This is a genomic window from Pseudomonas sp. WS 5410, from assembly GCF_012985645.1.
Classification (GTDB): Bacteria; Pseudomonadota; Gammaproteobacteria; order Pseudomonadales; family Pseudomonadaceae; genus Aquipseudomonas; species Aquipseudomonas shahriarae.
The window spans coordinates 496,125-518,591 of the sequence record NZ_JAAQWS010000002.1; the positions used below are offsets into that span (position 1 = coordinate 496,125).

21 protein-coding genes are annotated in these 22,467 nt (G+C 61.4%); 12 read left to right on the forward strand and 9 right to left on the reverse strand.

The genetic code is table 11. From position 1 onward, the window contains the following. Window positions 1-3 precede the first annotated feature (3 nt). Window positions 4-933 carry a glutathione S-transferase family protein gene (locus HBO24_RS05745; protein WP_170059396.1) on the forward strand — a complete coding sequence of 310 codons (930 nt, stop codon included), beginning with the start codon at window positions 4-6 and terminating at the stop codon, window positions 931-933. Window positions 934-1,131: 198 nt separating this feature from the next. On the opposite strand, the gene HBO24_RS05750 is transcribed toward HBO24_RS05745, so the two are convergent. Both HBO24_RS05750 and yejK read right to left on the reverse strand, forming a co-directional pair. After that, window positions 1,132-1,485 (reverse strand): glutaredoxin family protein, encoded by a 354-nt coding sequence (locus HBO24_RS05750; RefSeq protein WP_057438267.1) that lies wholly within the window; start codon window positions 1,483-1,485, stop codon window positions 1,132-1,134. Then, the gene (yejK, locus tag HBO24_RS05755; RefSeq protein WP_038443112.1) at window positions 1,485-2,489 is read right to left on the reverse strand and encodes a nucleoid-associated protein YejK; all 1,005 of its coding nucleotides are present in this window, start codon (window positions 2,487-2,489) and stop codon (window positions 1,485-1,487) included. The genes HBO24_RS05750 and yejK overlap by 1 nt, the downstream gene beginning before the upstream one ends. Window positions 2,490-2,885: 396 nt before the next feature. Here yejK and HBO24_RS05760 point away from each other — a divergent pair, with 396 nt between their 5' ends. Then, window positions 2,886-3,167, forward strand: a complete 282-nt coding sequence (locus HBO24_RS05760) for an HU family DNA-binding protein (protein WP_038443110.1) — start codon at window positions 2,886-2,888, stop codon at window positions 3,165-3,167. Window positions 3,168-3,234: 67 nt separating this feature from the next. Here the strand turns inward: HBO24_RS05760 and rlmF are convergent, their stop codons facing one another. The 5 genes from rlmF to HBO24_RS05785 form a co-directional block, all read right to left on the reverse strand. Beyond that, window positions 3,235-4,251, reverse strand: coding sequence for a 23S rRNA (adenine(1618)-N(6))-methyltransferase RlmF (rlmF, locus tag HBO24_RS05765; protein ID WP_057958549.1), 1,017 nt, complete (start codon window positions 4,249-4,251; stop codon window positions 3,235-3,237). 138 nt (window positions 4,252-4,389) lie between these two features. Beyond that, window positions 4,390-7,236, reverse strand: a complete 2,847-nt coding sequence (locus HBO24_RS05770) for a valine--tRNA ligase (RefSeq protein WP_170044089.1) — start codon at window positions 7,234-7,236, stop codon at window positions 4,390-4,392. Window positions 7,237-7,449: 213 nt separating this feature from the next. Continuing rightward, window positions 7,450-7,833: a DNA polymerase III subunit chi gene (locus HBO24_RS05775; protein ID WP_170044090.1), complete on the reverse strand. Its 384-nt coding sequence runs from the start codon at window positions 7,831-7,833 to the stop codon at window positions 7,450-7,452. 7 nt (window positions 7,834-7,840) lie between these two features. Then, entirely contained in the window at window positions 7,841-8,269 is a 429-nt protein-coding gene (locus HBO24_RS05780) for a DNA polymerase III subunit chi (RefSeq protein WP_057438270.1), read from the reverse strand. A 65-nt stretch (window positions 8,270-8,334) separates the two neighbouring features. Further along, on the reverse strand, window positions 8,335-9,825 hold the full coding sequence (locus HBO24_RS05785) for a leucyl aminopeptidase (RefSeq protein WP_057438272.1): 1,491 nt from the start codon (window positions 9,823-9,825) through the stop codon (window positions 8,335-8,337). 282 nt (window positions 9,826-10,107) lie between these two features. On the opposite strand from HBO24_RS05785, the gene lptF reads away from it, so the two are divergent. The 10 genes from lptF (at window position 10,108) to tadA (ending at window position 20,601) form a co-directional block, all read left to right on the forward strand. After that, window positions 10,108-11,226, forward strand: coding sequence for an LPS export ABC transporter permease LptF (gene lptF, locus HBO24_RS05790; protein WP_057438274.1), 1,119 nt, complete (start codon window positions 10,108-10,110; stop codon window positions 11,224-11,226). Next, entirely contained in the window at window positions 11,219-12,298 is a 1,080-nt protein-coding gene (gene lptG / locus HBO24_RS05795; protein ID WP_115128928.1) for an LPS export ABC transporter permease LptG, read from the forward strand. The genes lptF and lptG overlap by 8 nt, the downstream gene beginning before the upstream one ends. Window positions 12,299-12,450: 152 nt before the next feature. After that, window positions 12,451-14,250, forward strand: coding sequence for a translation elongation factor 4 (lepA, locus tag HBO24_RS05800; protein ID WP_003210439.1), 1,800 nt, complete (start codon window positions 12,451-12,453; stop codon window positions 14,248-14,250). A gap of 5 nt (window positions 14,251-14,255) precedes the next feature. Next, entirely contained in the window at window positions 14,256-15,110 is an 855-nt protein-coding gene (gene lepB, locus HBO24_RS05805; protein ID WP_057438278.1) for a signal peptidase I, read from the forward strand. A 154-nt stretch (window positions 15,111-15,264) separates the two neighbouring features. Beyond that, window positions 15,265-15,954 (forward strand): ribonuclease III, encoded by a 690-nt coding sequence (rnc, locus tag HBO24_RS05810; protein ID WP_029297476.1) that lies wholly within the window; start codon window positions 15,265-15,267, stop codon window positions 15,952-15,954. Then, window positions 15,947-16,849, forward strand: coding sequence for a GTPase Era (gene era / locus HBO24_RS05815; RefSeq protein ID WP_029297473.1), 903 nt, complete (start codon window positions 15,947-15,949; stop codon window positions 16,847-16,849). The genes rnc and era overlap by 8 nt, the downstream gene beginning before the upstream one ends. A gap of 166 nt (window positions 16,850-17,015) precedes the next feature. Next, on the forward strand, window positions 17,016-17,705 hold the full coding sequence (gene recO / locus HBO24_RS05820) for a DNA repair protein RecO (protein ID WP_170059397.1): 690 nt from the start codon (window positions 17,016-17,018) through the stop codon (window positions 17,703-17,705). A gap of 51 nt (window positions 17,706-17,756) precedes the next feature. Then, window positions 17,757-18,500: a pyridoxine 5'-phosphate synthase gene (pdxJ, locus tag HBO24_RS05825; protein WP_057438282.1), complete on the forward strand. Its 744-nt coding sequence runs from the start codon at window positions 17,757-17,759 to the stop codon at window positions 18,498-18,500. Between the two features lie 230 nt (window positions 18,501-18,730). Then, window positions 18,731-20,110 (forward strand): multicopper oxidase family protein, encoded by a 1,380-nt coding sequence (locus HBO24_RS05830; protein WP_057438284.1) that lies wholly within the window; start codon window positions 18,731-18,733, stop codon window positions 20,108-20,110. Next, window positions 20,110-20,601, forward strand: coding sequence for a tRNA adenosine(34) deaminase TadA (gene tadA, locus HBO24_RS05835; RefSeq protein WP_057958555.1), 492 nt, complete (start codon window positions 20,110-20,112; stop codon window positions 20,599-20,601). The genes HBO24_RS05830 and tadA overlap by 1 nt, the downstream gene beginning before the upstream one ends. 85 nt (window positions 20,602-20,686) lie before the next feature. On the opposite strand, the gene cmoB is transcribed toward tadA, so the two are convergent. Both cmoB and cmoA read right to left on the reverse strand, forming a co-directional pair. Then, window positions 20,687-21,643 carry a tRNA 5-methoxyuridine(34)/uridine 5-oxyacetic acid(34) synthase CmoB gene (gene cmoB, locus HBO24_RS05840; RefSeq protein ID WP_057438288.1) on the reverse strand — a complete coding sequence of 319 codons (957 nt, stop codon included), beginning with the start codon at window positions 21,641-21,643 and terminating at the stop codon, window positions 20,687-20,689. Then, the gene (gene cmoA, locus HBO24_RS05845) at window positions 21,640-22,383 is read right to left on the reverse strand and encodes a carboxy-S-adenosyl-L-methionine synthase CmoA (protein WP_170044094.1); all 744 of its coding nucleotides are present in this window, start codon (window positions 22,381-22,383) and stop codon (window positions 21,640-21,642) included. The genes cmoB and cmoA overlap by 4 nt, the downstream gene beginning before the upstream one ends. Between the last annotated feature and the right edge of the window lie 84 nt (window positions 22,384-22,467).

Genomic DNA, 22,467 nt, shown 5'->3' on the forward strand with positions numbered 1-22,467 from the left:
GGCATGTCTGAGTTGATCCTGCACCACTACCCCCAATCCCCTTTCGCGGAAAAAGCCCGCCTGCTCCTGGGCTTCAAAGGGCTGTCCTGGCATTCGGTGATCATTCCCCCGGTGATGCCCAAGCCGGACCTGACGGCCCTGACCGGCGGTTACCGCAAAACCCCGGTGCTGCAGGTGGGCGCGGATATTTATTGCGACACCGCGCTGATCGCCCGTCGCCTGGAACAGGAAAAGGCCACGCCGCCGCTGTTTCCCGAAGGCCAGGAACTGCTCAGCCAAAGTTTTGCCGCCTGGGCCGATTCAGTGGTGTTTTCCCATGCCGTGGCCCTGGTGTTCCAACCCGAATCCCTGGCCGTGAAATTTGCCAAGGTGCCACCGCAGTTGCTGCAGGTGCTGGTCGCCGACCGTAGCAAGATGTTCGGCGACGGTAGCGCCGCCCGCATGCCGCTGGAGGTGGTGCGGCACCAGTGGCCGGCAATCATTGCGCGGCTTGAGCAACAGTTGCAGCGTCAGTCAGGGGATTTCCTGTTTGGCGAACCGTCGATTGCCGACTTCGCCATGGCCCATCCGTTGTGGTTCCTCAAAGGCTCATCAGTGACCTCGCCGCTTGTGGATAACTATCCGGCTGCCAGCGCCTGGCTTGCTCGGGTGCTGGGCTTCGGGCATGGCACCGCCAGCGAGATGAATGCCGGGCAGGCCCTGGAAATCGCCCGCGATAGCGCGCCTGCGGCGTTGCCGGATGAAGTGTTTGAAGATCCCAACGGGTTCAAGGTCGGCCAGCAAGTGACCATCGCCGCGACCGACTATGGCGTCGACCCGGTGGCGGGGGAGTTGGTGTTTGCCGGTCGCGAAGAGTTGATCCTGCGCCGCGAGGATGAGCGTGGCGGCACCGTGCATGTGCACTTTCCGCGCCTGGGCTTCTTAATCCGTTAATCAAACCGCTGTAGGCGCGGGTTTGCTCGAATGCCGTTCAGTCAGGTGCAGATCCCCTGTGGGAGCGGGCTTGCTGGTCAGTCAACATCAATGTTTGCTGGGCCGACGTCTTCGCGAGCAAGCCCGCTCCCACATTTGGTCTTCGCTGCGTTGAGCATTGCGTTCGCTTAACGGGTCGGCATTAGGGCTTGCTCGCGCCTACAGGTTCAGGGCGGACAGGATGGCATCCGGGTTGTAGTCGCGGATCTGCGTGCCATTCACGTCCACAAATGGAATCCCGCCGCCTCCCAGGGCCTCATAAGCCTTGCGTCCCTGGGCATCCTTCTCGATGTCCACGGTCTTGTAGGGGATACCCTTCTGATCGAGGAACCGCTGGGTCTGCTTGCAGTACCCGCACCACTCGGTGCTGTACAGCGTGACCCGGGCAGTGGCGCGTACCTGCTCCGGGACGACCTGCGACGGATTGAACAGTCGCTCGATCTTGCCCCAGTTCTGGATCGCCACCACCACCAGCAACACCAGCAGGACTTTCTTCAGTACCCCGCCGAGCATCAGTTACGGCGCTTGAGCTGGTCGGTCAGTTGGGTCGGCAAGCCCTTGATGATCAGGGTGCCGGCGGCTTCGTCATACTCGATCTTGTCGCCCAGCAGGTGCGCTTCAAAGCTGATCGACAGGCCCTCGGCGCGCCCGGTGAAGCGGCGGAACTGGTTGAGGGTGCGTTTATCCGCCGGGATTTCCGGCGACAGGCCGTAATCCTTGTTGCGGATATGGTCGTAGAAGGCCTTTGGCCGATCTTCATCAATCAGGCCCGACAGTTCTTCCAGGCCCATCGGCTCGCCGAGCTTGGCCTGGCTGCTGGCGTAATCCACAAGGGTCTTGGTTTTCTCGCGGGCGGACTCGTCCGGCAGGTCTTCGCTTTCGACGAAGTCACTGAAGGCCTTGAGCAGGGTGCGAGTCTCGCCCGGACCGTCGACGCCTTCCTGGCAGCCGATAAAGTCGCGGAAGTACTCCGAGACCTTCTTGCCGTTCTTGCCCTTGATAAACGAGATGTACTGTTTGGACTGCTTGTTGTTCTGCCATTCGGACACGTTGATGCGTGCCGCCAGGTGCAACTGGCCCAGGTCCAGGTGGCGCGAGGGCGTCACGTCCAGCTCGTCGGTCACCGCCACGCCTTCGCTGTGGTGCAGCAGGGCGATGGCCAGGTAGTCGGTCATGCCCTGTTGATAGTGGGCAAACAACACGTGGCCGCCGACGGAGAGGTTGGACTCCTCCATCAGTTTTTGCAGATGCTCCACGGCAATCCGGCTGAAGGCGGTGAAATCCTTGCCGCCTTCGAAGTATTCCTTCAACCAGCCACTGAACGGGTGCGCGCCGGACTCGGCATGGAAGAAACCCCAGGCCTTGCCTTGTTTGGCGTTATAGCTCTCGTTGAGGTCGGCGAGCATGTTCTCGATGGCGGCGGACTCGGCCAATTCGGAGTCACGGGCGTGGAGAACTGCGGGCGTGCCGTCGGGTTTTTTGTCGATCAGGTGGACGATGCAATGACGGATCGGCATGGGCTTCTCGGCTGGTTGAGCGGGAGCGGTTGGCCTCCCGGAAAAAGTCGCCAGTGTACCGCACCCGTTGGTCGCGGCGTCGTTTGAAGCGGTTTCGGGAGGCCTCTGACGGGTCATATGCCTTTTTTTCACGGTTTAGAGCGATAAAGCTGACCAAATGGGTAGGTAGAAGCGGATATTTCCCCGTCTCTGTGCTAGTTTTGCCCGGTCTTACGCGATGTATCGGCGTTAAGCGTGCATTCAGCATTTGTCAGGTCGAACCAAACCCCGTTTCAGGCATCTATAACCCCGATCTCTCGCGGTTATGGCCAGGGGTGCCAGGCCATGACGGTCGGGCTCGATGGCTGACACTGCACTCTGCAATCCAAATGAATTTGATAGGGAAGGAACACCACAATGGCTTTGACTAAAGACCAACTGATCGCTGATATCGCCGAATCCACTGATACCACCAAGGTTCAAGTACGTGCCGTACTGGAGCAACTGGCTCAGATCGTTGGTGACCAGCTGGACAACGGCGGCGAAATCACTCTGCCAGGTGTTGGCAAGCTGAAAGTGACCGAGCGTCCAGCCCGTACCGGCCGTAACCCTTCGACTGGCGCTGCCATCGAAATCGCTGCGAAGAAAGTGATCAAGCTGGTTGTGGCCAAAGGCCTGACCGACTCGATCAACAAGTAAGACGCAGCAAAAAAAACCGTGCACCGGAGCGATCCGGGCACGGTTTTTTGTTGCCTGCGATTTACCTCTAGCGCACCCAGCGCTGGCGCCAGATCTGCTGCTCGTTCTTGGTCTGGAAGGTCCAGGCCACAAAACGGCTCTGTTTCTGGCCCTGGGACATCTCCACTACCTGGCTTTCCAGGGCACCGGCTTTTTTCAGCGCGGTCTCGATGGCAGGCAGGTTGGAGGCTTTTGACACCAGGGTGCTGAACCACAGCACTTTATGGGCGAAATGCGCGCTTTCGGCGATCAATTGCGTGACAAACCGCGCTTCGCCGCCCTCACACCATAGCTCTGCCGACTGGCCGCCGAAGTTCAGTACCGGCAACTTGCGCTTGGGGTCGGCCTTGCCCAGGGCGCGCCACTTACGCTCGCTGCCTTTGGTCGCTTCGTCCATGGAGGCATGGAACGGCGGGTTGCACATGGTCAGGTCAAAACGCTCACCCGGCTCCAGCAGCCCCAGCAGAATATGTTTCGGGTTGGTTTGCAGGCGCAGTTGGATGACCTTGCTCAGGTCGTTGGACTGCACGATGGCCTTGGCGGCCGCCACGGCGGTAGGGTCAATCTCGGAACCGAGGAAATTCCAGCGGTAATCCATGTAGCCGATCAGCGGGTAGACGCAGTTGGCGCCCATGCCGATGTCCAGCACCTTGACGATCGAGCCACGGGGGATCTTGCCGTCGTTGACACTGGCCAGCAGGTCGGCGAGGAAGTGCACGTAGTCGGCACGCCCTGGCACCGGTGGGCACAGGTAGTCAGCCGGGATATCCCAGTGCTGCACGCCATAGAACGCCTTGAGCAGCGCCCGGTTGAACACCCGCACCGCGTCCGGGCTGGCGAAGTCGATGCTTTCCTTGCCGTAGGGGTTGAGGATCACGTACTGGGCCAGTTCCGGCGTAGTCTTGATCAGCGCCGGGAAGTCGTAACGGCCCTGGTGGCGGTTGCGCGGATGCAGAGTGGCCTCTTTGCGTGGCACCACGGGCTTGGCTGTGGCGGCGGTTTTCGGCTTCTTGCGGGGCGGTTTGGGTGTGCTGGGGGCGGTCATGATGATTCTGGTGTTGGCTCAAAGTGGCGGCCATTGTCACACATCCTGAGCCCGCCCCGGGCAAATGTGGGAAGCGGGGTGTTTTCCAGGGCCAAAAAAAAGAGACCCGAAGGTCTCTTTTTTTACGCGGGTTGCCTCTTACAGGCTGGAAATCCGCGCATGTTGCTCCGCCAGCTTGCCCAACGCCTGTTCGGCCTCGGCCAGCTTGGCGCGTTCCTTGTCGATGACTTCGGCCGGGGCCTTGTCCACGAAGGCTGCATTGGACAACTTGCCGCCCACGCGCTGCACTTCGCCCTGCAGGCGCAGGATTTCCTTATCCAGGCGCGCCAGCTCGGCACCTTTGTCGATCAGGCCGGCCATCGGCACCAGCACTTCCATCTCGCCGACCAGTGCGGTGGCAGACAGCGGTGCTTCGGCGCCGTCAGCCAATACGGTGATCGACTCCAGCTTCGCCAGCTTCTTGAGCAGGGCGTCATTCTCGGTGAGACGGCGCAGGTCCTCGGCACTGGCGTTCTTCACGAACACCGCCAAAGGCTTGCCGGGGCCGATGTTCATCTCGGCGCGGATATTGCGCGTGCCGAGCATCAGGGTCTTGAGCCATTCGATATCGCTTTCGGCAGCCTCGTCGATGCGTGCTTCATTGGCCACTGGCCAAGGTTGCAGCATGATGGTCTTGCCTTCGATACCGGCCAGCGGCGCCAGGCGCTGCCAGATTTCTTCGGTGATGAACGGCATGAACGGATGCGCCAGGCGCAATGCCACTTCCAGCACGCGCACCAGGGTGCGACGGGTACCGCGCTGGCGCTCGACCGGCGCGTTCTCGTCCCACAGCACCGGCTTGGAGAGTTCCAGGTACCAGTCGCAATACTGGTTCCAGATGAACTCGTACAAGGCCTGGGCGGCCAGGTCGAAACGGAACTGGTCGAGTTGGCGGGTCACTTCGGCTTCGGTGCGCTGCAGCTGCGAGATGATCCAGCGATCAGCCAGGGACAGCTCAAAGGCTTCGCCGTTCTGGCCGCAGTCTTCGCCCTTGTCCAGCACGTAGCGCGCTGCGTTCCAGATCTTGTTGCAGAAGTTGCGATAGCCTTCGACGCGACCCATGTCGAACTTGATGTCGCGACCGGTGGATGCCAGCGAGCAGAAGGTGAAACGCAGGGCGTCGGTGCCGTAGCTGGCGATGCCGTCGGCGAACTCGTCGCGGGTCTGCTTCTCGATCTTTTTCGCCAGTTTTGGCTGCATCATGCCCGAAGTGCGTTTCTGCACCAGGGTTTCCAGGTCGATACCGTCGATGATATCTAGCGGGTCCAGGACGTTGCCCTTGGACTTGGACATCTTCTGGCCCTGGCCATCACGTACCAGGCCGTGTACGTACACGGTCTTGAACGGTACCTGCGGGGTGCCGTCTTCATTCTTCACCAAGTGCATGGTGAGCATGATCATCCGGGCAACCCAGAAGAAAATGATATCGAAGCCGGTCACCAGCACGTCGGTGGAGTGGAACTTCTTCAGGAACTCGGTCTGCTGCGGCCAGCCCAGGGTCGAGAAGGTCCACAGGCCGGCACTGAACCAGGTGTCCAGTACGTCGTTGTCCTGCTGCAGCGCCACGTCCGGGCCGAGGTTGTGCTTGGCGCGCACTTCGGCTTCATCACGGCCGACATAGACTTTGCCAGACTCGTCGTACCAGGCCGGAATGCGGTGGCCCCACCACAATTGACGGCTGATGCACCAATCCTGGATGTCACGCATCCACGAGAAGTACATGTTTTCGTACTGTTTGGGCACGAACTGGATACGGCCATCTTCCACGGCAGCAATCGCCGGCTCGGCCAACGGTTTGGTCGACACATACCACTGGTCGGTCAGCCACGGCTCGATCACGGTGCCGGAGCGGTCGCCTTTTGGCACTTTCAGGGCGTGGTCGTCCACGCTGACCAACAGGCCGGCGGCATCAAATGCGGCAACGATCTGCTTACGTGCTTCGAAACGATCGAGACCGGCGAACTCAGCCGGGATCCTGCCGTCGATGCTGTCGTTCAGCGTGCCGTCGAGGTTGAACACCTGGCAGGCGGGCAGTACGGCAGCGTTCTTGTCGAAGATATTCAGCAGCGGCAGGTTATGGCGCTTGCCGACTTCATAGTCGTTGAAATCGTGGGCCGGGGTGATTTTCACGCAGCCGGTGCCGAATTCAGGGTCGCAGTAGTCGTCCGCGATGATCGGGATGCGGCGGCCTACCAGCGGCAGCTCGACGAACTTGCCGATCAGTGCCTGGTAACGCTCGTCGTTCGGGTTAACCGCTACGGCAGCGTCGCCGAGCATGGTTTCCGGACGGGTGGTAGCGACGATCAGGTAGTCGTTGCCTTCGGCGGTCTTGGCGCCGTCGGCCAGCGGGTACTTGAGGTTCCACAGGAAACCCTTCTCGTCGTGGTTTTCCACTTCAAGGTCGGAAATCGCTGTGTGCAGCTTGGTGTCCCAGTTGACCAGGCGCTTGCCACGGTAGATCAGGCCATCTTCATGCAGGCGCACGAAGGCTTCCTTGACCGATTCCGACAGGCCATCGTCCATGGTGAAGCGCTCGCGGCTCCAATCCACCGACGAGCCGAGACGACGGATCTGACGGCTGATATTGCCGCCGGAATGGTCTTTCCATTCCCAGATCTTCTCCAGGAACTTCTCGCGCCCCAGGTCGTGACGGTTTTGGCCAGTGGCTTCCAGTTGGCGCTCCACCAGCATCTGGGTGGCGATACCCGCGTGGTCGGTGCCTGGCTGCCACAGGGTGTTGCGGCCCTGCATACGGCGGAAACGGATCAACGCATCCATGATCGCATTGTTGAAGCCATGGCCCATGTGCAGGCTGCCAGTGACGTTCGGCGGCGGAATCATGATGGTGTAGGACTCGCCCGCACCTTGCGGAGCGAAATAGTTCTCGGACTCCCAGGTCTGGTACCAGGAAGTTTCAATAGCGTGCGGCTGGTAGGTCTTATCCATGCGCGGCGGGACCCTAGTTGGCATTTATTCAGGAAAGCCGGCAAGTATAACGAGGGATAGGGGAGAGGGCGAGACGAAGAGAGGGGCTAAGGCTGGCGCGGGTCAAATGTGGGAACGGGCTTGCCCGCGATAGCGGTGTGTCAGTCATCGACAAATCGACTGATCCACCGCCATCGCGGGCAAACCCGCTCCTACAGGGGATATCTATGTGGCTTAGGACTGGTACTGGCTAAGCAACCGCTCCATCCGCGCATCCATCCGGCGCTTGATCTCGGTTTCGATATGCGGGGCAAAGTCGTCGATCACGTCCTGCATGATCAATTGCGCAGCGGCGCGCAGTTCGTTGTCCAGGTGCAACAACAGGGCATCGGGGGCTTTTTCGGCGGCGGGTGCTGCCTGGACGACGGGCGGCTCGACCGGCGCGGCGACGGCTGGCTTGGCGCCGACCGTATCGAACAGCAGGGGGATCTGTACCTCTTCTGCGACAGTATCGGTCAGCAGCGGCGGTTGCAGGTTGTCATCACCCAGCAACTGGCGGATCGACTCGAGGTCGTCCAGCAGGTGGTCAGACGGTTTTAGCGGGTTTGAAGTGTCCATCATGTGCTCAGAGTCGCTGTAATCGGTGATCTTGCAGAGAATAGCCCTGTTCGCGGTAGAAACGGAAACTCTCACGCGCGGCCTGACGAATAGCCGGATCTTCCACCACCACTTCCGCGACCCGGGCAAACCCCTTGGCGAAGGCTGGCACTTTCAGATCCAGGTTGACCAGCAGGTCATGGTGATCGCCACAACTGTCGCCCACACCCAGCACCACCTGGCTGTCCGGCTCCGATTCTGCGGGGCCGTGGGGCACGAAGCTCTCGCCCTTGAAGCGCCACAGGCGGGCATCGAGGTCGTCACGCTGGGCGGCATCGCTGCAGTGCAGGTAGATGCGGTGGCCCATGCGCCAGGCCTTTTCCGTGAGTTTGCAGGCAAAGTCCAGGCGAGCCGACGGATCGGCGCTGGGCAATATATAGAAGTCGACTTGGGTCATTACATTTCCAGGCAGGCACGCAAAAACCTGTAGGAGCCTGTAAATCGGCTCCTACAGAGTTGCGTTTAGGCTTTGGCGCGATCCAGCAGGTACTGGGTCAGCAACGGCACCGGACGGCCGGTAGCGCCTTTGTCCTTGCCACCGCTGGTCCAGGCGGTGCCGGCGATATCCAGGTGGGCCCAGTTGAAGTTCTTGGCAAAACGCGACAGGAAGCACGCCGCCGTGATGGTGCCGGCCTTTGGCCCGCCAATGTTGGCGATGTCGGCGAACGGGCTGTCCAGTTGCTCCTGGTACTCATCGAACAGGGGCAACTGCCAGGCGCGGTCGTCGGCCGCCTTGCCGGCGCTGAGCAATTGCTCGACCAGCTCGTCGTTGTTGCCCAGCAGGCCCGAGGTGTGGGAGCCGAGAGCGACGATGCAGGCGCCGGTCAGGGTGGCGATATCAATCACTGCCTGGGGCTTGAAGCGCTCGGCGTAGGTCAGGGCATCGCACAGCACCAGGCGGCCTTCGGCGTCGGTGTTGAGGATTTCCACGGTCTGGCCGCTCATGGTGGTCACGATATCGCCTGGGCGGGCAGCACCGCCGCTCGGCATGTTTTCGGCACAGGCCAGGATGCACACCAGGTTGATCGGCAGCTTGAGCTCCAGCACGGCGCGCAGGGTACCGAACACACTGGCGGCGCCGCCCATGTCGTACTTCATCTCGTCCATGCCGGCACCCGGCTTGAGGCTGATGCCGCCGGTGTCGAAGGTGATGCCTTTACCGACCAGGGCGAACGGTTTGTCGGCCTTCTTGCCGCCGTTGTATTGCATGACGATCAGGCGGGGCGGCTGGTCGCTGCCCTGGCCCACGGCATAGAACGAGCCCATGCCCAGTTCTTTGATCTTCTTCTCGTCGAGGACTTCGACTTTCAGGCCCTTGAATTCTTTGCCCAAGGCCTTGGCCTGTTCACCGAGGTAGGTCGGGTGGCAGATGTTTGGTGGCATATTGCCCAGGTCGCGGGTGAACGCCATGCCCGCAGCGATGGCCTGGGCGTGGGTGGTGGCGCGCTGTACTTCAGCCTGGGCGGCCTTGATGGTCAGCAGGGTGATTTTCTTCAGGGCGCGGGGTTCGGCTTTCTGGCTCTTGAACTGTTCGAACGTGTAACCACCGTCCAGCAGGGTTTCGGCCAACAGGCGGGTCTTGCCGTAGCTGTCGCGGCCCTTGACCACGATTTCGTCCAGCGCCAGTGCCGCATCGCTGCCGCCCAGGCCCTTGAGGGTGTTGAGGATGGCGCTGATGATCTTGCGGAACGGGCGGTCGCCCAGTTCGGCATCCTTGCCCACACCCACCAGTAACACGCGGTCGGCTTTGAGGTTCGGCAGGCCTTGCAACAGCAGGCTTTGCCCGACTTTGCCGGCCAGGTCGCCACGCTTGAGCACCGCGCTGATGGCGCCACCGCTCAGTTCATCGACTTGTTTGGCGGCCGCGCCGAGCTTGCGGCCTTCGCCGATGGCGACCACGAGGGTGGCGGTCTTCAACGTTTCGGGGCTAACGCTTTTTACAACCAATTCCATGTTCGGGTCCCTTATATAAGGTCAAAGAGCCTGGAGTCTGTACTCCGGCCTGTGGGCTGGGCCGCCTGTAGACGGCCGCGACAAAGCCCGCAGTTTGTACCGCGTCGCCCGAGCCTGACAACCCTTGACGCCAGCTTTGTGCATGGGTGTGAGCAAGCTCCGTGACAGGCGCGGACAATCACAGGATAATGCGCCATCTTTTTCGCCGGCCCGTGTCAACGGGGCGACTTGATATGCTTGCTTGTTTGGCCGCCTTAGCCTGACAACCCTGGAGTGTCTGGTTTGATCGTCTTCCGTTATCTGTCCCGCGAAGTTCTGCTGACCCTGAGTGCCGTGAGTGCGGTACTGCTGGTCATCATCATGAGTGGTCGTTTCGTCAAATACCTGGCCCAGGCCGCCTCGGGTGCCCTGGATCCGGGCTCGTTGTTCCTGATCATGGGGTTCCGCCTGCCTGGCTTCTTGCAGCTGATCCTGCCCCTGGGCCTGTTTCTCGGGATCCTGCTGGCCTATGGCCGGCTCTACCTCGAAAGCGAGATGACCGTGCTGTCGGCCACCGGCATGAGCCAGCAGCGTCTGCTGGCCATGACCATGGTCCCGGCCACCGGCGTAGCGCTGGTGGTGGCCTGGCTGAGCCTGAGCCTGGCGCCCCAGGGCGCCATGCAATTTCAACTGGTGCTCAACAAACAGGACGCGATGACCGAGTTCGACACCCTCGAACCGGGGCGCTTCCAGGCGCTCAACGACGGCACCCGCGTAACCTACACCGAGCGCATGACCGACGATCGGGCCAACCTCGGCGGTGTGTTCATCTCCGAGAAGCGCCTGGGCCAGGACAAGAAAGACCGAGGCATTTCGGTACTGGTGGCCGATAGCGGGCGCCAGGAAGTGCGTCCGGACGGCAGCCGCTACCTGATCCTGGAAAACGGCTATCGCTACGACGGCAGCCCCGGCCAGGCCGACTACCGCGCCATCAAGTACGAGACCTACGGGGTCATGCTGGCCCGGCCGGATGTGAGCAACGAGGTCACTGACCGCGATGCCATCCCGACCTCAGCCCTGATCGGCAGCAAGGAACTGCGCTCGATTGCCGAGCTGCAATGGCGTATTTCCCTGCCACTGCTGGTGTTTATCGTCACCTTGATGGCGGTGCCGCTGTCCCGGGTCAACCCGCGCCAGGGCCGCTTCCTCAAGCTGCTGCCGGCGATCCTGCTGTACATGGCCTACCTGACCATCCTGATTTCCGCTCGTGGCTCCCTGGAGAAGGGCAAGCTGTCGCCGACCCTGGGGCTGTGGTGGGTCCACGGCATCTTCCTGGTGATTGGCCTGGGCCTGCTGTATTGGGAACCGATTCGTTTGAAAATGCAGAGCCGTCGCGGCATGAAGGAGATGGCTCGTGGGTAAGTTGGATCGCTACATCGGTAGCAGCGTACTGGTCGCCATCCTGGCGGTATTGGGCATCATCCTCGGCCTGGCGTCGTTGTTTGCCTTCATTGATGAAGTGGGCAACGTCACCGATACCTACACGGTCACTGACGTACTGAGCTACGTGGCGCTGACCGCCCCGCGCCGGCTCTACGACATGATGCCGATGGCCGCACTGATCGGCTGCCTGATCGGCCTGGGCAGCCTGGCCAGCAACAGCGAGCTGACCATCATGCGCGCCGCCGGGGTGTCCATTGCCCGTATCGTCTGGGCGGTGATGAAACCCATGCTGCTGCTGATGGCCGCCAGCGTGCTGATCGGCGAATACGTGGCGCCACCGGCGGAAACCACCGCCCAGGCCAACCGTGCGCTGGCCCAGGGCTCGGGCGATGCGCAGAGCTCCAAGCGGGGCCTGTGGCACCGCCAGGGCGATGAATTTATCCACATCAACGCCGTGCAACCCGGTGGCCTGCTGGTGGGGGTGACCCGCTATCGCTTTGATGAAGAGCGCCACATGCTGTCGTCGAGCTTTGCCAAACGGGCACAGTTCAATGACAACCAGTGGGTGCTGAGCGATGTCACCACCACCCATTTCCGCAACCCCGGTAAAGGCACCGAGGCCAGCACCGAGGTGATCAACGAGCCGACACAGACCTGGGACATCGCCCTCAAGCCGGAACTGCTCAATACCGTGGTGATGATCCCGGAAAGCCTGCCGATCTCCGGTTTGTGGAGCTACATCCACTACCTCAAGGACCAGGGCCTGAACAACGGCCGCTACTGGCTGGCATTTTGGGTCAAGGTGTTGCAGCCGGTGGTGACCGCTGCCCTGGTGCTGATGGCGATTTCGTTTATTTTCGGCCCGTTGCGCTCGGTAACCCTGGGCCAGCGGGTATTTACCGGGGTATTGGTCGGTTTCACCTTCCGCATTGCCCAGGACCTGCTGGGGCCGTCGAGCCTGGTATTCGGCTTCTCGCCGCTGTTTGCGGTGCTGGTGCCGACCGGCATCTGTGCCCTGGCCGGGTTCTGGCTGCTGCGGCGGGCCGGTTGATCCGCGGTTGTTGAACAAAAAATGCCCCATTCGCAAGAACGGGGCATTTTTGTTATTGGTCGTCAAAGATGACGTCTGGCCTGAGCATCAGGTACAATTCCCGGCTATTTTTCAGCGGGCAATCTGCCTGCAGCCTTTTTGAGTGTTGATCCGTGAGTGATTTGAGTCATATCCGCAATTTCTCCATCATCGCCCACATTGACCATGGTAAGTCGACGCTGGCCGATCGATTCATCCAGATGTGCGGCGGCCTTGCCGAGCGTGAAATGGAAGCCCAGGTCCTGGACTCCATGGACCTCGAACGCGAGCGCGGGATCACCATCAAGGCCCACAGCGTTACCCTGTACTACACCGCCAAAGACGGTATCAAGTACCAGCTGAACTTCATTGACACCCCGGGCCACGTCGACTTCACCTACGAAGTCAGCCGTTCCCTGGCCGCCTGCGAAGGCGCGCTGTTGGTGGTGGACGCGGGGCAGGGCGTTGAAGCCCAGTCCGTGGCCAACTGCTACACCGCGATCGAGCAGGGCCTGGAAGTCATGCCGGTGCTGAACAAGATCGACCTGCCACAGGCCGATCCGGACCGTGTGAAGGAAGAAATCGAAAAAATCATCGGCATTGACGCCACCGACGCCGTCGAGTGCAGCGCCAAGACCGGCCTGGGTGTCGACGAAGTGCTCGAGCGCCTGGTCAAGACCATTCCTGCGCCAACTGGTAACTACGAAGATCCGCTGCAAGCGTTGATCATCGATTCCTGGTTCGACAACTACCTGGGCGTTGTGTCCCTGGTACGCGTGCGCCATGGCCGGGTGAAGAAGGGCGACAAGATTCTGGTCAAGTCCACCGGCAAGATCCACCTGGTGGACAGCGTCGGTGTATTCAACCCCAAGCACACCGCTACCACTGATCTGAAAGCCGGTGAAGTAGGCTTCATCATCGCCGGTATCAAGGACATCCACGGTGCGCCGGTCGGTGACACCCTGACCTTGAGCTCGACGCCAGATGTCGACGTGCTGCCAGGCTTCAAGCGCATCCAGCCCCAGGTCTACGCCGGCCTGTTCCCGGTCAGCTCCGATGACTTCGAGGATTTCCGCGAAGCCCTGCAAAAGCTGACCCTCAACGACTCGTCGTTGCAGTACACCCCGGAAAGCTCCGACGCCCTGGGCTTCGGCTTCCGCTGCGGGTTCCTGGGCATGCTGCACATGGAAATCATCCAGGAGCGCCTGGAGCGCGAGTACGACCTGGACCTGATCACCACCGCGCCAACCGTTATTTTTGAGCTGGCGCTGAAAACCGGTGAAACGATTTACGTCGACAACCCGTCCAAGCTGCCGGATCTGTCGTCGATCGAAGACATGCGCGAACCGATCGTGCGCGCCAATATTCTTGTGCCGCAGGAACACCTGGGCAACGTCATTACCCTGTGTATCGAAAAGCGTGGCGTGCAGCACGACATGCTGTTCCTCGGTACCCAGGTCCAAGTGACCTACGATTTGCCGATGAACGAAGTGGTCCTGGACTTCTTTGACCGTCTCAAATCCACCAGTCGCGGCTATGCTTCGCTGGATTACCATTTCGACCGTTATCAATCGGCCAATCTGGTGAAGCTCGATGTGCTGATCAACGGCGACAAGGTCGATGCCCTGGCGCTGATCGTGCACAAGGATAATGCGCACTACAAAGGTCGCCAGTTGACCGAGAAGATGAAGGAACTGATTCCGCGCCAGATGTTCGACGTTGCGATCCAGGCCGCCATTGGCGGGCAGATCATTGCGCGGACCTCCGTCAAGGCTCTCAGAAAGAACGTACTGGCCAAATGCTATGGCGGCGACGTCAGCCGTAAGCGCAAGCTGCTTGAGAAGCAAAAGGCCGGTAAAAAACGCATGAAGCAAGTGGGTAACGTGGAAATTCCACAAGAAGCCTTCCTTGCGGTGCTCAGGTTGGATAGTTAGGTCCTATGTCACTAAATTTCCCGCTGTTGCTGGTCATCGCCGTTGCCGTCTGTGGCTTCCTGGCGCTGCTCGATCTGCTGTTCTTCGCCCCGCGTCGCCGGGCGGCCATCGCGTCCTATCAGGGCAGCGTCAGCCAGCCCGATGGCGTGGTGATCGAGAAGCTGAACAAAGAGCCCCTGCTGGTTGAATACGGCAAGTCGTTCTTCCCGGTGTTGTTCATCGTGCTGGTGCTGCGCTCGTTTCTGGTAGAGCCGTTCCAGATTCCTTCGGGTTCGATGAAGCCAACCCTGGATGTGGGCGACTTTATCCTGGTGAACAAGTTTTCCTACGGGATCCGCTTGCCGGTGATCGACAAGAAAATCATCGAGGTGGGTGATCCGCAGCGCGGCGATGTGATGGTGTTCCGCTACCCAAGCGACCCGAACGTCAACTACATCAAGCGTGTGGTCGGCCTGCCGGGTGACGTGATTCGCTACACCAGCGACAAACGCCTGTTCGTCAATGGCGAGTCGGTGGCTGAGAAACTCATCGGTGCCGAGCCGAATACCCTGGGCAGCGCCGAGCTGTACGAGGAAAAACTCGGGGCGGTAGAGCACCAGATCCGCAAGGAAATGAGCCGCTACCGTTCGCCGCCCGACAACCAGTGGACCGTGCCTGCCGGGCACTACTTCATGATGGGCGACAACCGCGACAACTCCAACGACAGCCGCTACTGGGATGATCCAAGTATTCCCAAGGAGCTGCTGGGCATGGTTCCGGACCAGAATATCGTCGGCAAGGCCTTCGCGGTCTGGATGAGCTGGCCCGAACCCAAACTCAGCCACCTGCCGAACTTCTCGCGGGTGGGGCTGATCAAGTAATCCATGCGGCGCTGTGAACACAGCGCCGAATGCTTTTCTGGGGCTTGGACATTGGTCCGGCCTCGAGCGATACGCAGCATTGCCAGGATTTGAATTTGAACACAGCGTTAATCGTCGATGGCCTTTGCCGCCACGTACTGAAAGTAGGTAAACCGTGAGCGTTTCTTTGAGTCGTCTTGAGCGTCAGCTCGGCTACACCTTCAAGGACCAGGAATTGATGGTCCTTGCCCTCACACATCGCAGTTTTGCCGGGCGCAACAATGAACGCCTGGAATTCCTCGGTGATGCCATTCTCAACTTCGCCGCTGGCGAAGCCTTGTTCAACCGCTTCCCTCTGGCCCGTGAAGGCCAGCTGTCGCGCCTGCGCGCGCGCCTGGTGAAAGGCGAGACCCTGGCCGTACTGGCCCGTGGTTTTGACCTGGGCGAGTACCTGCGCCTGGGGTCCGGCGAGTTGAAAAGCGGCGGTTTCCGTCGCGAGTCGATCCTGGCCGATGCCCTGGAAGCCCTGATCGGCGCGATCTATCTCGATGCCGGGATGGAAGTGGCCAAGGAGCGGGTCATGGCCTGGCTGGCGTCGGAAATCGACAGCCTGACCCTGGTGGATACCAACAAGGATCCCAAGACCCGCCTGCAGGAATTTTTGCAGTCGCGCGGCTGCGAACTGCCACGCTACGAAGTGGTGGATATCCAGGGTGAGCCGCATTGCCGTGTGTTCTTCGTCGAATGCGAAGTCACCTTATTGAACGAAAAAAGCCGAGGTCAGGGTGTGAGCCGTCGTATTGCCGAACAGGTAGCGGCCGCTGCAGCACTGATTGCCCTGGGCGTGGAGAATGGCCATGACTGATTCAACCGCAACACGCTGTGGCTATGTTGCCATCGTCGGCCGTCCCAACGTGGGCAAGTCCACGCTGCTCAACCACATCCTCGGGCAGAAGCTGGCGATCACCTCGCGCAAGCCGCAGACCACCCGCCACAACATGCTAGGCATCAAGACCGAAGGCAACGTGCAAGCGGTCTATGTCGATACCCCAGGCATGCACAAAGGTGGCGAGAAAGCCCTGAACCGCTACATGAACAAGACCGCTTCGGCGGCGTTGAAAGACGTCGACGTGGTGATCTTCGTGGTTGACCGCACCAAGTGGACCGATGAAGACCAGATGGTCCTCGAGCGTGTGCAGTACGTCACCGGCCCTTTGATCGTCGCGCTGAACAAGACCGACCGCATCGAAGACAAAGCCGAGCTGATGCCGCACCTGAGCTGGTTGCAGGAACAACTGCCGAACGCCCAGATTATGCCGATCTCGGCCCAGCACGGGCACAACCTCGAAGCCCTGGAGCGGGTGATCGCCGGCTACCTGCCGGAGAACGAGCACTTCTTCCCGGAAGACCAGATTACCGACCGCAGCAGCCGCTTCCTCGCCGCTGAACTGGTACGCGAGAAAATCATGCGCCAGATGGGCGCCGAGCTGCCGTACCAGATCACCGTGGAAATCGAAGAGTTCAAGCAGCAGGGCAAGACCCTGCATATCCATGCGCTGATCCTCGTCGAACGTGACGGCCAGAAGAAAATCATCATTGGCGACAAGGGCGAGCGCATCAAGCGCATCGGCACCGAGGCGCGCAAGGACATGGAATTGCTGTTCGATTCCAAGATCATGCTTAACCTGTGGGTGAAGGTTAAGGGTGGCTGGTCCGATGATGAGCGTGCACTGCGCTCCCTGGGCTACGGCGACCTGTAATCAGCCTTTAGTAACACCGCAGGACAAAATGTGGGAGCGGGCTTGCTCGCGAATGCAATGGATCAGTCACCAGATGCTTTGGCTGACCCACCGCATTCGCGAGCAAGCCCGCTCCCACATTGGATAGTCGTTGTTTTCCAGACCGTGTTCCCGCAGCGAGAACCCCATGTCCCCAACCCCACCCCCCAGCCAACCCGCCTACGTCCTGCACAGCCGCGCCTACCGCGAGACCAGCGCCCTGGTGGACTTCCTCACGCCCCAGGGCCGGCTGCGCGCGGTGTTGCGCAGTGCGCGGGGCAAGGCGGGCACGCTGGCGCGGCCATTCGTGGCCCTGGATGTGGAGTTTCGCGGCAGGGGCGAGCTGAAAAACGTCGGCCGCCTGGAAAGCATCGGCACCTCGGCCTGGCTCAATGGCGAGGCGCTGTTCAGCGGCCTCTACCTCAATGAACTGCTGATCCGCCTGCTGCCCGCCGAAGACCCGCACCCCGCAGTGTTCGATCACTACGCTGCGACCCTGCTGGCCCTGGCCGAAGGCCGCCCCCTGGAGCCGCTGTTGCGTGCTTTCGAGTGGCGTCTGCTCGACGACCTGGGCTACGGTTTTGAACTGAGCAACGACCTGCACGGCGAGCCCATCGCCAGCGACGGCATGTACCGCCTGCAGGTGGATGCCGGCCTGGAGCGCGTCTACCTGCTGCAACCCGGCCTGTTCCAGGGCACCGAGTTGCTGGCCATGGCCGACGCCGACTGGAGCGCCCCCGGTGCCTTGTCTGCGGCCAAGCGCCTGATGCGCCAGGCCCTGGCCGTGCATCTGGGCGGTCGGCCGCTGGTCAGTCGCGAGTTGTTTCGAAAGCCCTGACATCCCCGTGTATGCTGTGCGCCGATTCTTTCCCTTTTCAGGAGCGCTTCCGTGACCACCAGCAATCGCATTCTTCTTGGCGTCAACATCGACCACGTCGCCACCCTGCGCCAGGCCCGGGGCACTCGCTACCCTGATCCGGTCAAGGCCGCGCTGGATGCCGAAGAAGCCGGCGCCGACGGGATCACCGTGCACCTGCGCGAAGACCGCCGGCACATCCAGGAGCGCGACGTACTGGTGCTCAAGGACGTGCTGCAAACGCGCATGAACTTCGAAATGGGCATCACCGAAGAAATGATGGCCTTCGCCGAGCGCATCCGTCCGGCGCATATCTGCCTGGTCCCGGAAACCCGCCAGGAACTCACCACCGAAGGCGGCCTGGATGTCGCCGGCCAGGAAGCGCGGATCAAGGCCGCGGTCGAGCGCCTGTCGCAGATCGGCAGTGAAGTCTCGCTGTTTATCGACGCCGACGAACGGCAGATCGAAGCCTCGCGCCGCGTGGGCGCCCCGGCCATCGAGTTGCACACCGGCCGCTACGCCGATGCCACCACCCCCACCGAAGTGGCCGAAGAACTGCAGCGCATCATCGACGGCGTGGCCTGTGGCCTGCGCGAGGGCCTGATCGTCAACGCCGGCCATGGCCTGCACTACCACAACGTCGAAGCCGTGGCGGCGATCAAGGGCATCAACGAACTGAACATCGGCCACGCGCTGGTGGCGCACGCGCTGTTCGTCGGTTTCAAAGGAGCGGTTGCCGAAATGAAAGCGCTGATCCTGGCTGCCGCCAAGCCCTAATCAACGCTGGGCTTGTGTGGGAGCGGGCTTGCCCGCGATAAGGGCGTTTCAGTCGATACCTCTATTGACTGACACAGCGCTATCGCGGGCAAACCCGCTCCCACACAAGCTTGCTCCCACATAAGGCCTTTCCCACATGCGGCAATGCGAAGCCTTACTGTTTAGCCGGCAGGGGTGTATCGTATTTGCCCTTTGCGGGCCTTGGGCCTGCGCAGATTTGTGAGGTTGTTGTGTCCCGATCCTTTTCCCGTCGACAAATCCTTGGTGGCCTCGTCGGCCTGGCAGTCGTGGGTGTCGGTGCCGGTGGCGCCTATCGCTACTGGCTGGGGAAAGTCGCGGACGCCAGCGCCGGGCGCGATTACGAGTTGATCGCCGCACCGTTGGACGTGGAACTGGTGCCGGGACACAAGACCGAGGCTTGGGCCTTTGGCCCTTCGGCGCCGGGCACCGAGTTGCGCGTACGCCAGGGCGAATGGCTGCGGGTGCGCTTTATCAACCATCTGCCGGTTGCCACCACCATCCACTGGCACGGCATCCGCCTGCCCCTGGAAATGGACGGCGTGCCCTACGTCTCGCAACTGCCGGTATTGCCCGGTGAGTATTTCGACTACCAGTTCCGCGTGCCGGATGCCGGCAGCTACTGGTATCACCCCCATGTCAGCAGCAGCGAAGAGCTGGGTCGTGGCCTGGTCGGCCCGTTGATTGTCGAAGAGCGCGAGCCCACCGGCTTCCAGCACGAACGCACCCTGAGCCTGAAAAACTGGCATATCGACGAGCAGGGTGAATTTGTCGAGTTCAGCATCCCCCGCGAAGCGGCCCGTGGCGGTACGGCCGGGCGCCTGTCGACCATCAACGGTGTGCCGCAGGCGGTCATCGACCTGCCTGCCGGGCAAATCACCCGGGTGCGCCTGCTCAACCTCGACAACACCCTGACCTATCGCCTGAATATCCCCAACGTCGAGGCGCAGATCTACGCGCTGGACGGCAACCCTATCGAGCCACGGCCCCTGGGCAAGGAATACTGGCTGGGCCCGGGCATGCGCATCTGCCTGGCAATCAAAGCCCCGCCGGCCGGCGAAGAGCTGTCGATCCGCAATGGCCCGGTGCGCCTGGGCACCTTCCGCTCGGTGGCCAACACCGACGCCCCCGGCGAGTGGCCACCGGCGTTGCCGGCCAACCCGATTGCCGAGCCCGACCTGGCGAATGCCGAGAAGCTCAACTTCAATTTCGAATGGGTCGGCTCGGTCTCGGTCGATGTCGAAAACAGGCCGCCGAGCCTGTGGCAGATCAACGGCCAGGCCTGGGATATCACCGACAAGACCTGCGCCGACCGCCCGATTGCCAAGCTCGAGTTGGGCAAGAGCTATATTTTCGAACTGAAGAACATGACCCAGTACCAGCACCCGATCCACCTGCATGGCATGAGTTTCAAGGTCATCGCCTCGAACCGCCACAAAGTCACGCCGTACTTCACCGACACCTACCTGCTGGGCAAGAACGAACGCGCTCGCGTGGCGTTGGTGGCGGATAACCCTGGGGTGTGGATGTTCCACTGCCATGTGATCGACCATATGGAAACCGGCCTGATGGCCGCCATCGAGGTGGCGTGATGCGCCAGATACGCCCGACGGCGATTATCGACCGCAGCCGCGACCAGGACTTTATGCGCGAAGCCCTGGCCCTCGCCGCCCAGGGCGCGGCCCTCGGCGAAGTGCCGGTGGGCGCGGTGCTGGTGCAGGACGGCGAAATCATCGGGCGCGGCTTCAATTGCCCGATCAGCGGCAGCGACCCCAGCGCCCACGCCGAGATGGTCGCCATCCGCGCGGCGGCCCAGGCCGTCAGCAACTACCGCCTGCCGGGCAGCACCCTGTATGTGACCCTGGAACCGTGCAGCATGTGCGCCGGGCTGATCGTCCACTCGCGCATCGCGCGGGTGGTGTACGGCGCGCTGGAGCCCAAGGCGGGGATTGTGCAAAGCCAGGGGCAGTTCTTTACCCAGGGCTTTCTCAATCATCGAGTGATGTATGAAGGCGGGGTGTTGGCCGAGGAGTGCGGAGCGGTGTTGAGTGAGTTCTTCAAGGCGCGCCGGGCTAAACCCTGACCTCAATGTGAGAACCAGATCAATGTGGGAGCAGGCAAGCCAGCTCCCACATTTTTGATCTGTATTTTCTCAGGGCGATTGGGGGTTACTTCTTGGCGATGATCACCGCACGCATCGGTGCCGGCAGCCCTTCAATCGTCTTGCTGTGATCCTCAGGGTCGAGGAAGTCACTCAGGGACTGATACTTCATCCACTCTGTCCCGCGCTGTTCCTCGACCGTGGTCACGCTCACATCCACGCAGCGCACCTCAGTGAAGCCGGCACGCCGCAGCCATAGCATCAGCGCCGGCACCGAGGGCAGGAACCACACATTGCGCATCTGCGCGTAACGGTCTTCCGGCACCAGTACCTGTTGTTGATCGCCCTCGATCACCAACGTTTCCAGCACCAGCTCGCCGCCCTTGACCAGGCAATCCTTGAGCGCCAGCAAATGCTCGATCGGCGAGCGGCGGTGGTAAAACACGCCCATGGAGAACACCGTGTCAAAACCTTCCATGTTCGGCGGCAGGTCTTCGAACGGGAAGGGCAGGTGCCAGGCGTTGGGCGCCGACAGGTAGCGCTGCACCGCCTGGAACTGGCAGAAGAACAACCAGTTGGGGTCCACGCCAATCACACTGTCGGCGCCGGCGCCGAGCATGCGCCACATGTAGTAGCCGTTGCCACAGCCCACATCGAGGATGCGCTTGCCCGCAAGGTTCAGGTGCGGCGCGACCCGCGACCATTTCCAGTCCGAGCGCCATTCGGTGTCCACATGCACCCCGAACAGGTTGAACGGACCTTTGCGCCATGGGCTCAGGCCCATCAGCGCGGCATGCATCTGCTCACGGGTTGCGTCATCGCAATCGGTGTCGAGGGTCAGGCCGTTCAGCAGGTCGACTTCGCTTGGCAGGATCTTGGGCAATGCGTCCAGCGCACTTTGCCAGCGCGCCAGGTCGCCATGGCCCTTTTCCATTTTTGCATCGAGTTGTGCTTGCAGGCCCTGGGCCCACACGGCCAGGGGAGTGCCGACCAGATGGCGGGCGAGGGGGGACAGATCAATCATGGCAAGGCAATCAACGAGGCAAAGTTAAGACACTGGAACCACGGCACGACTTTCGAGAACCCGGCCGCCAGCAGGCGTTCGCGGTGTTCTTCGAGGCTGTCGGGCTTCATGACGTTTTCGATGGCGCTGCGCTTCTGGGCGATTTCCAGTTCGCTGTAGCCGTTGGCGCGTTTGAACGCTACGTGCAGATCGGTGAGCAACGTATGTTCTTCGGGATCATTGAAGCGCAGTTTTTCCGAGAGAATCAGCGCGCCACCGGGCAGCAGCGATTGGCGAATCCGCCCGAGCAAGGCCAGGCGCTCCTCGGGGGCGATAAATTGCAGGGTGAAATTCAGCGCCACCACCGAGGCCGGCTGGAATTCTAGGGCGAGGATATCGCCTTCGATCACCTCCACCGGCAGCAGTTCCTGGAACATCGAGTCCTGGCCGTTGAGGTATTCGCGGCAGCGCTCGACCATCGCCGCCGAGTTATCCACAGCGATCACCCGGCAACCGTCGGTGCGCACGTGGCGACGCAGGGCCTGGGTCACCGCGCCCAGGGACGAACCCAGGTCATACAGCACGCTGCCCGGCTGGGCAAACTGCGCCGCCAGCACGCCGAGGTTCTCGACAATCGTCGGGTAACCGGGCACCGAGCGCTTGATCATGTCCGGGAACACCCGCACCACGTCCTCGTTAAAGGCGAAGTCCGGCACCTGGGGCAAGGGCTGGGCGAATAGGCGATCGGGTTCTTTGCTCACGGCTGTTCCGGCGACGAAGTGGAAAAGGCCGGCATTTTAGCCAACTTGGCCGAGCGATGCGCGCCTTCTCTGATCTGTGGCGAG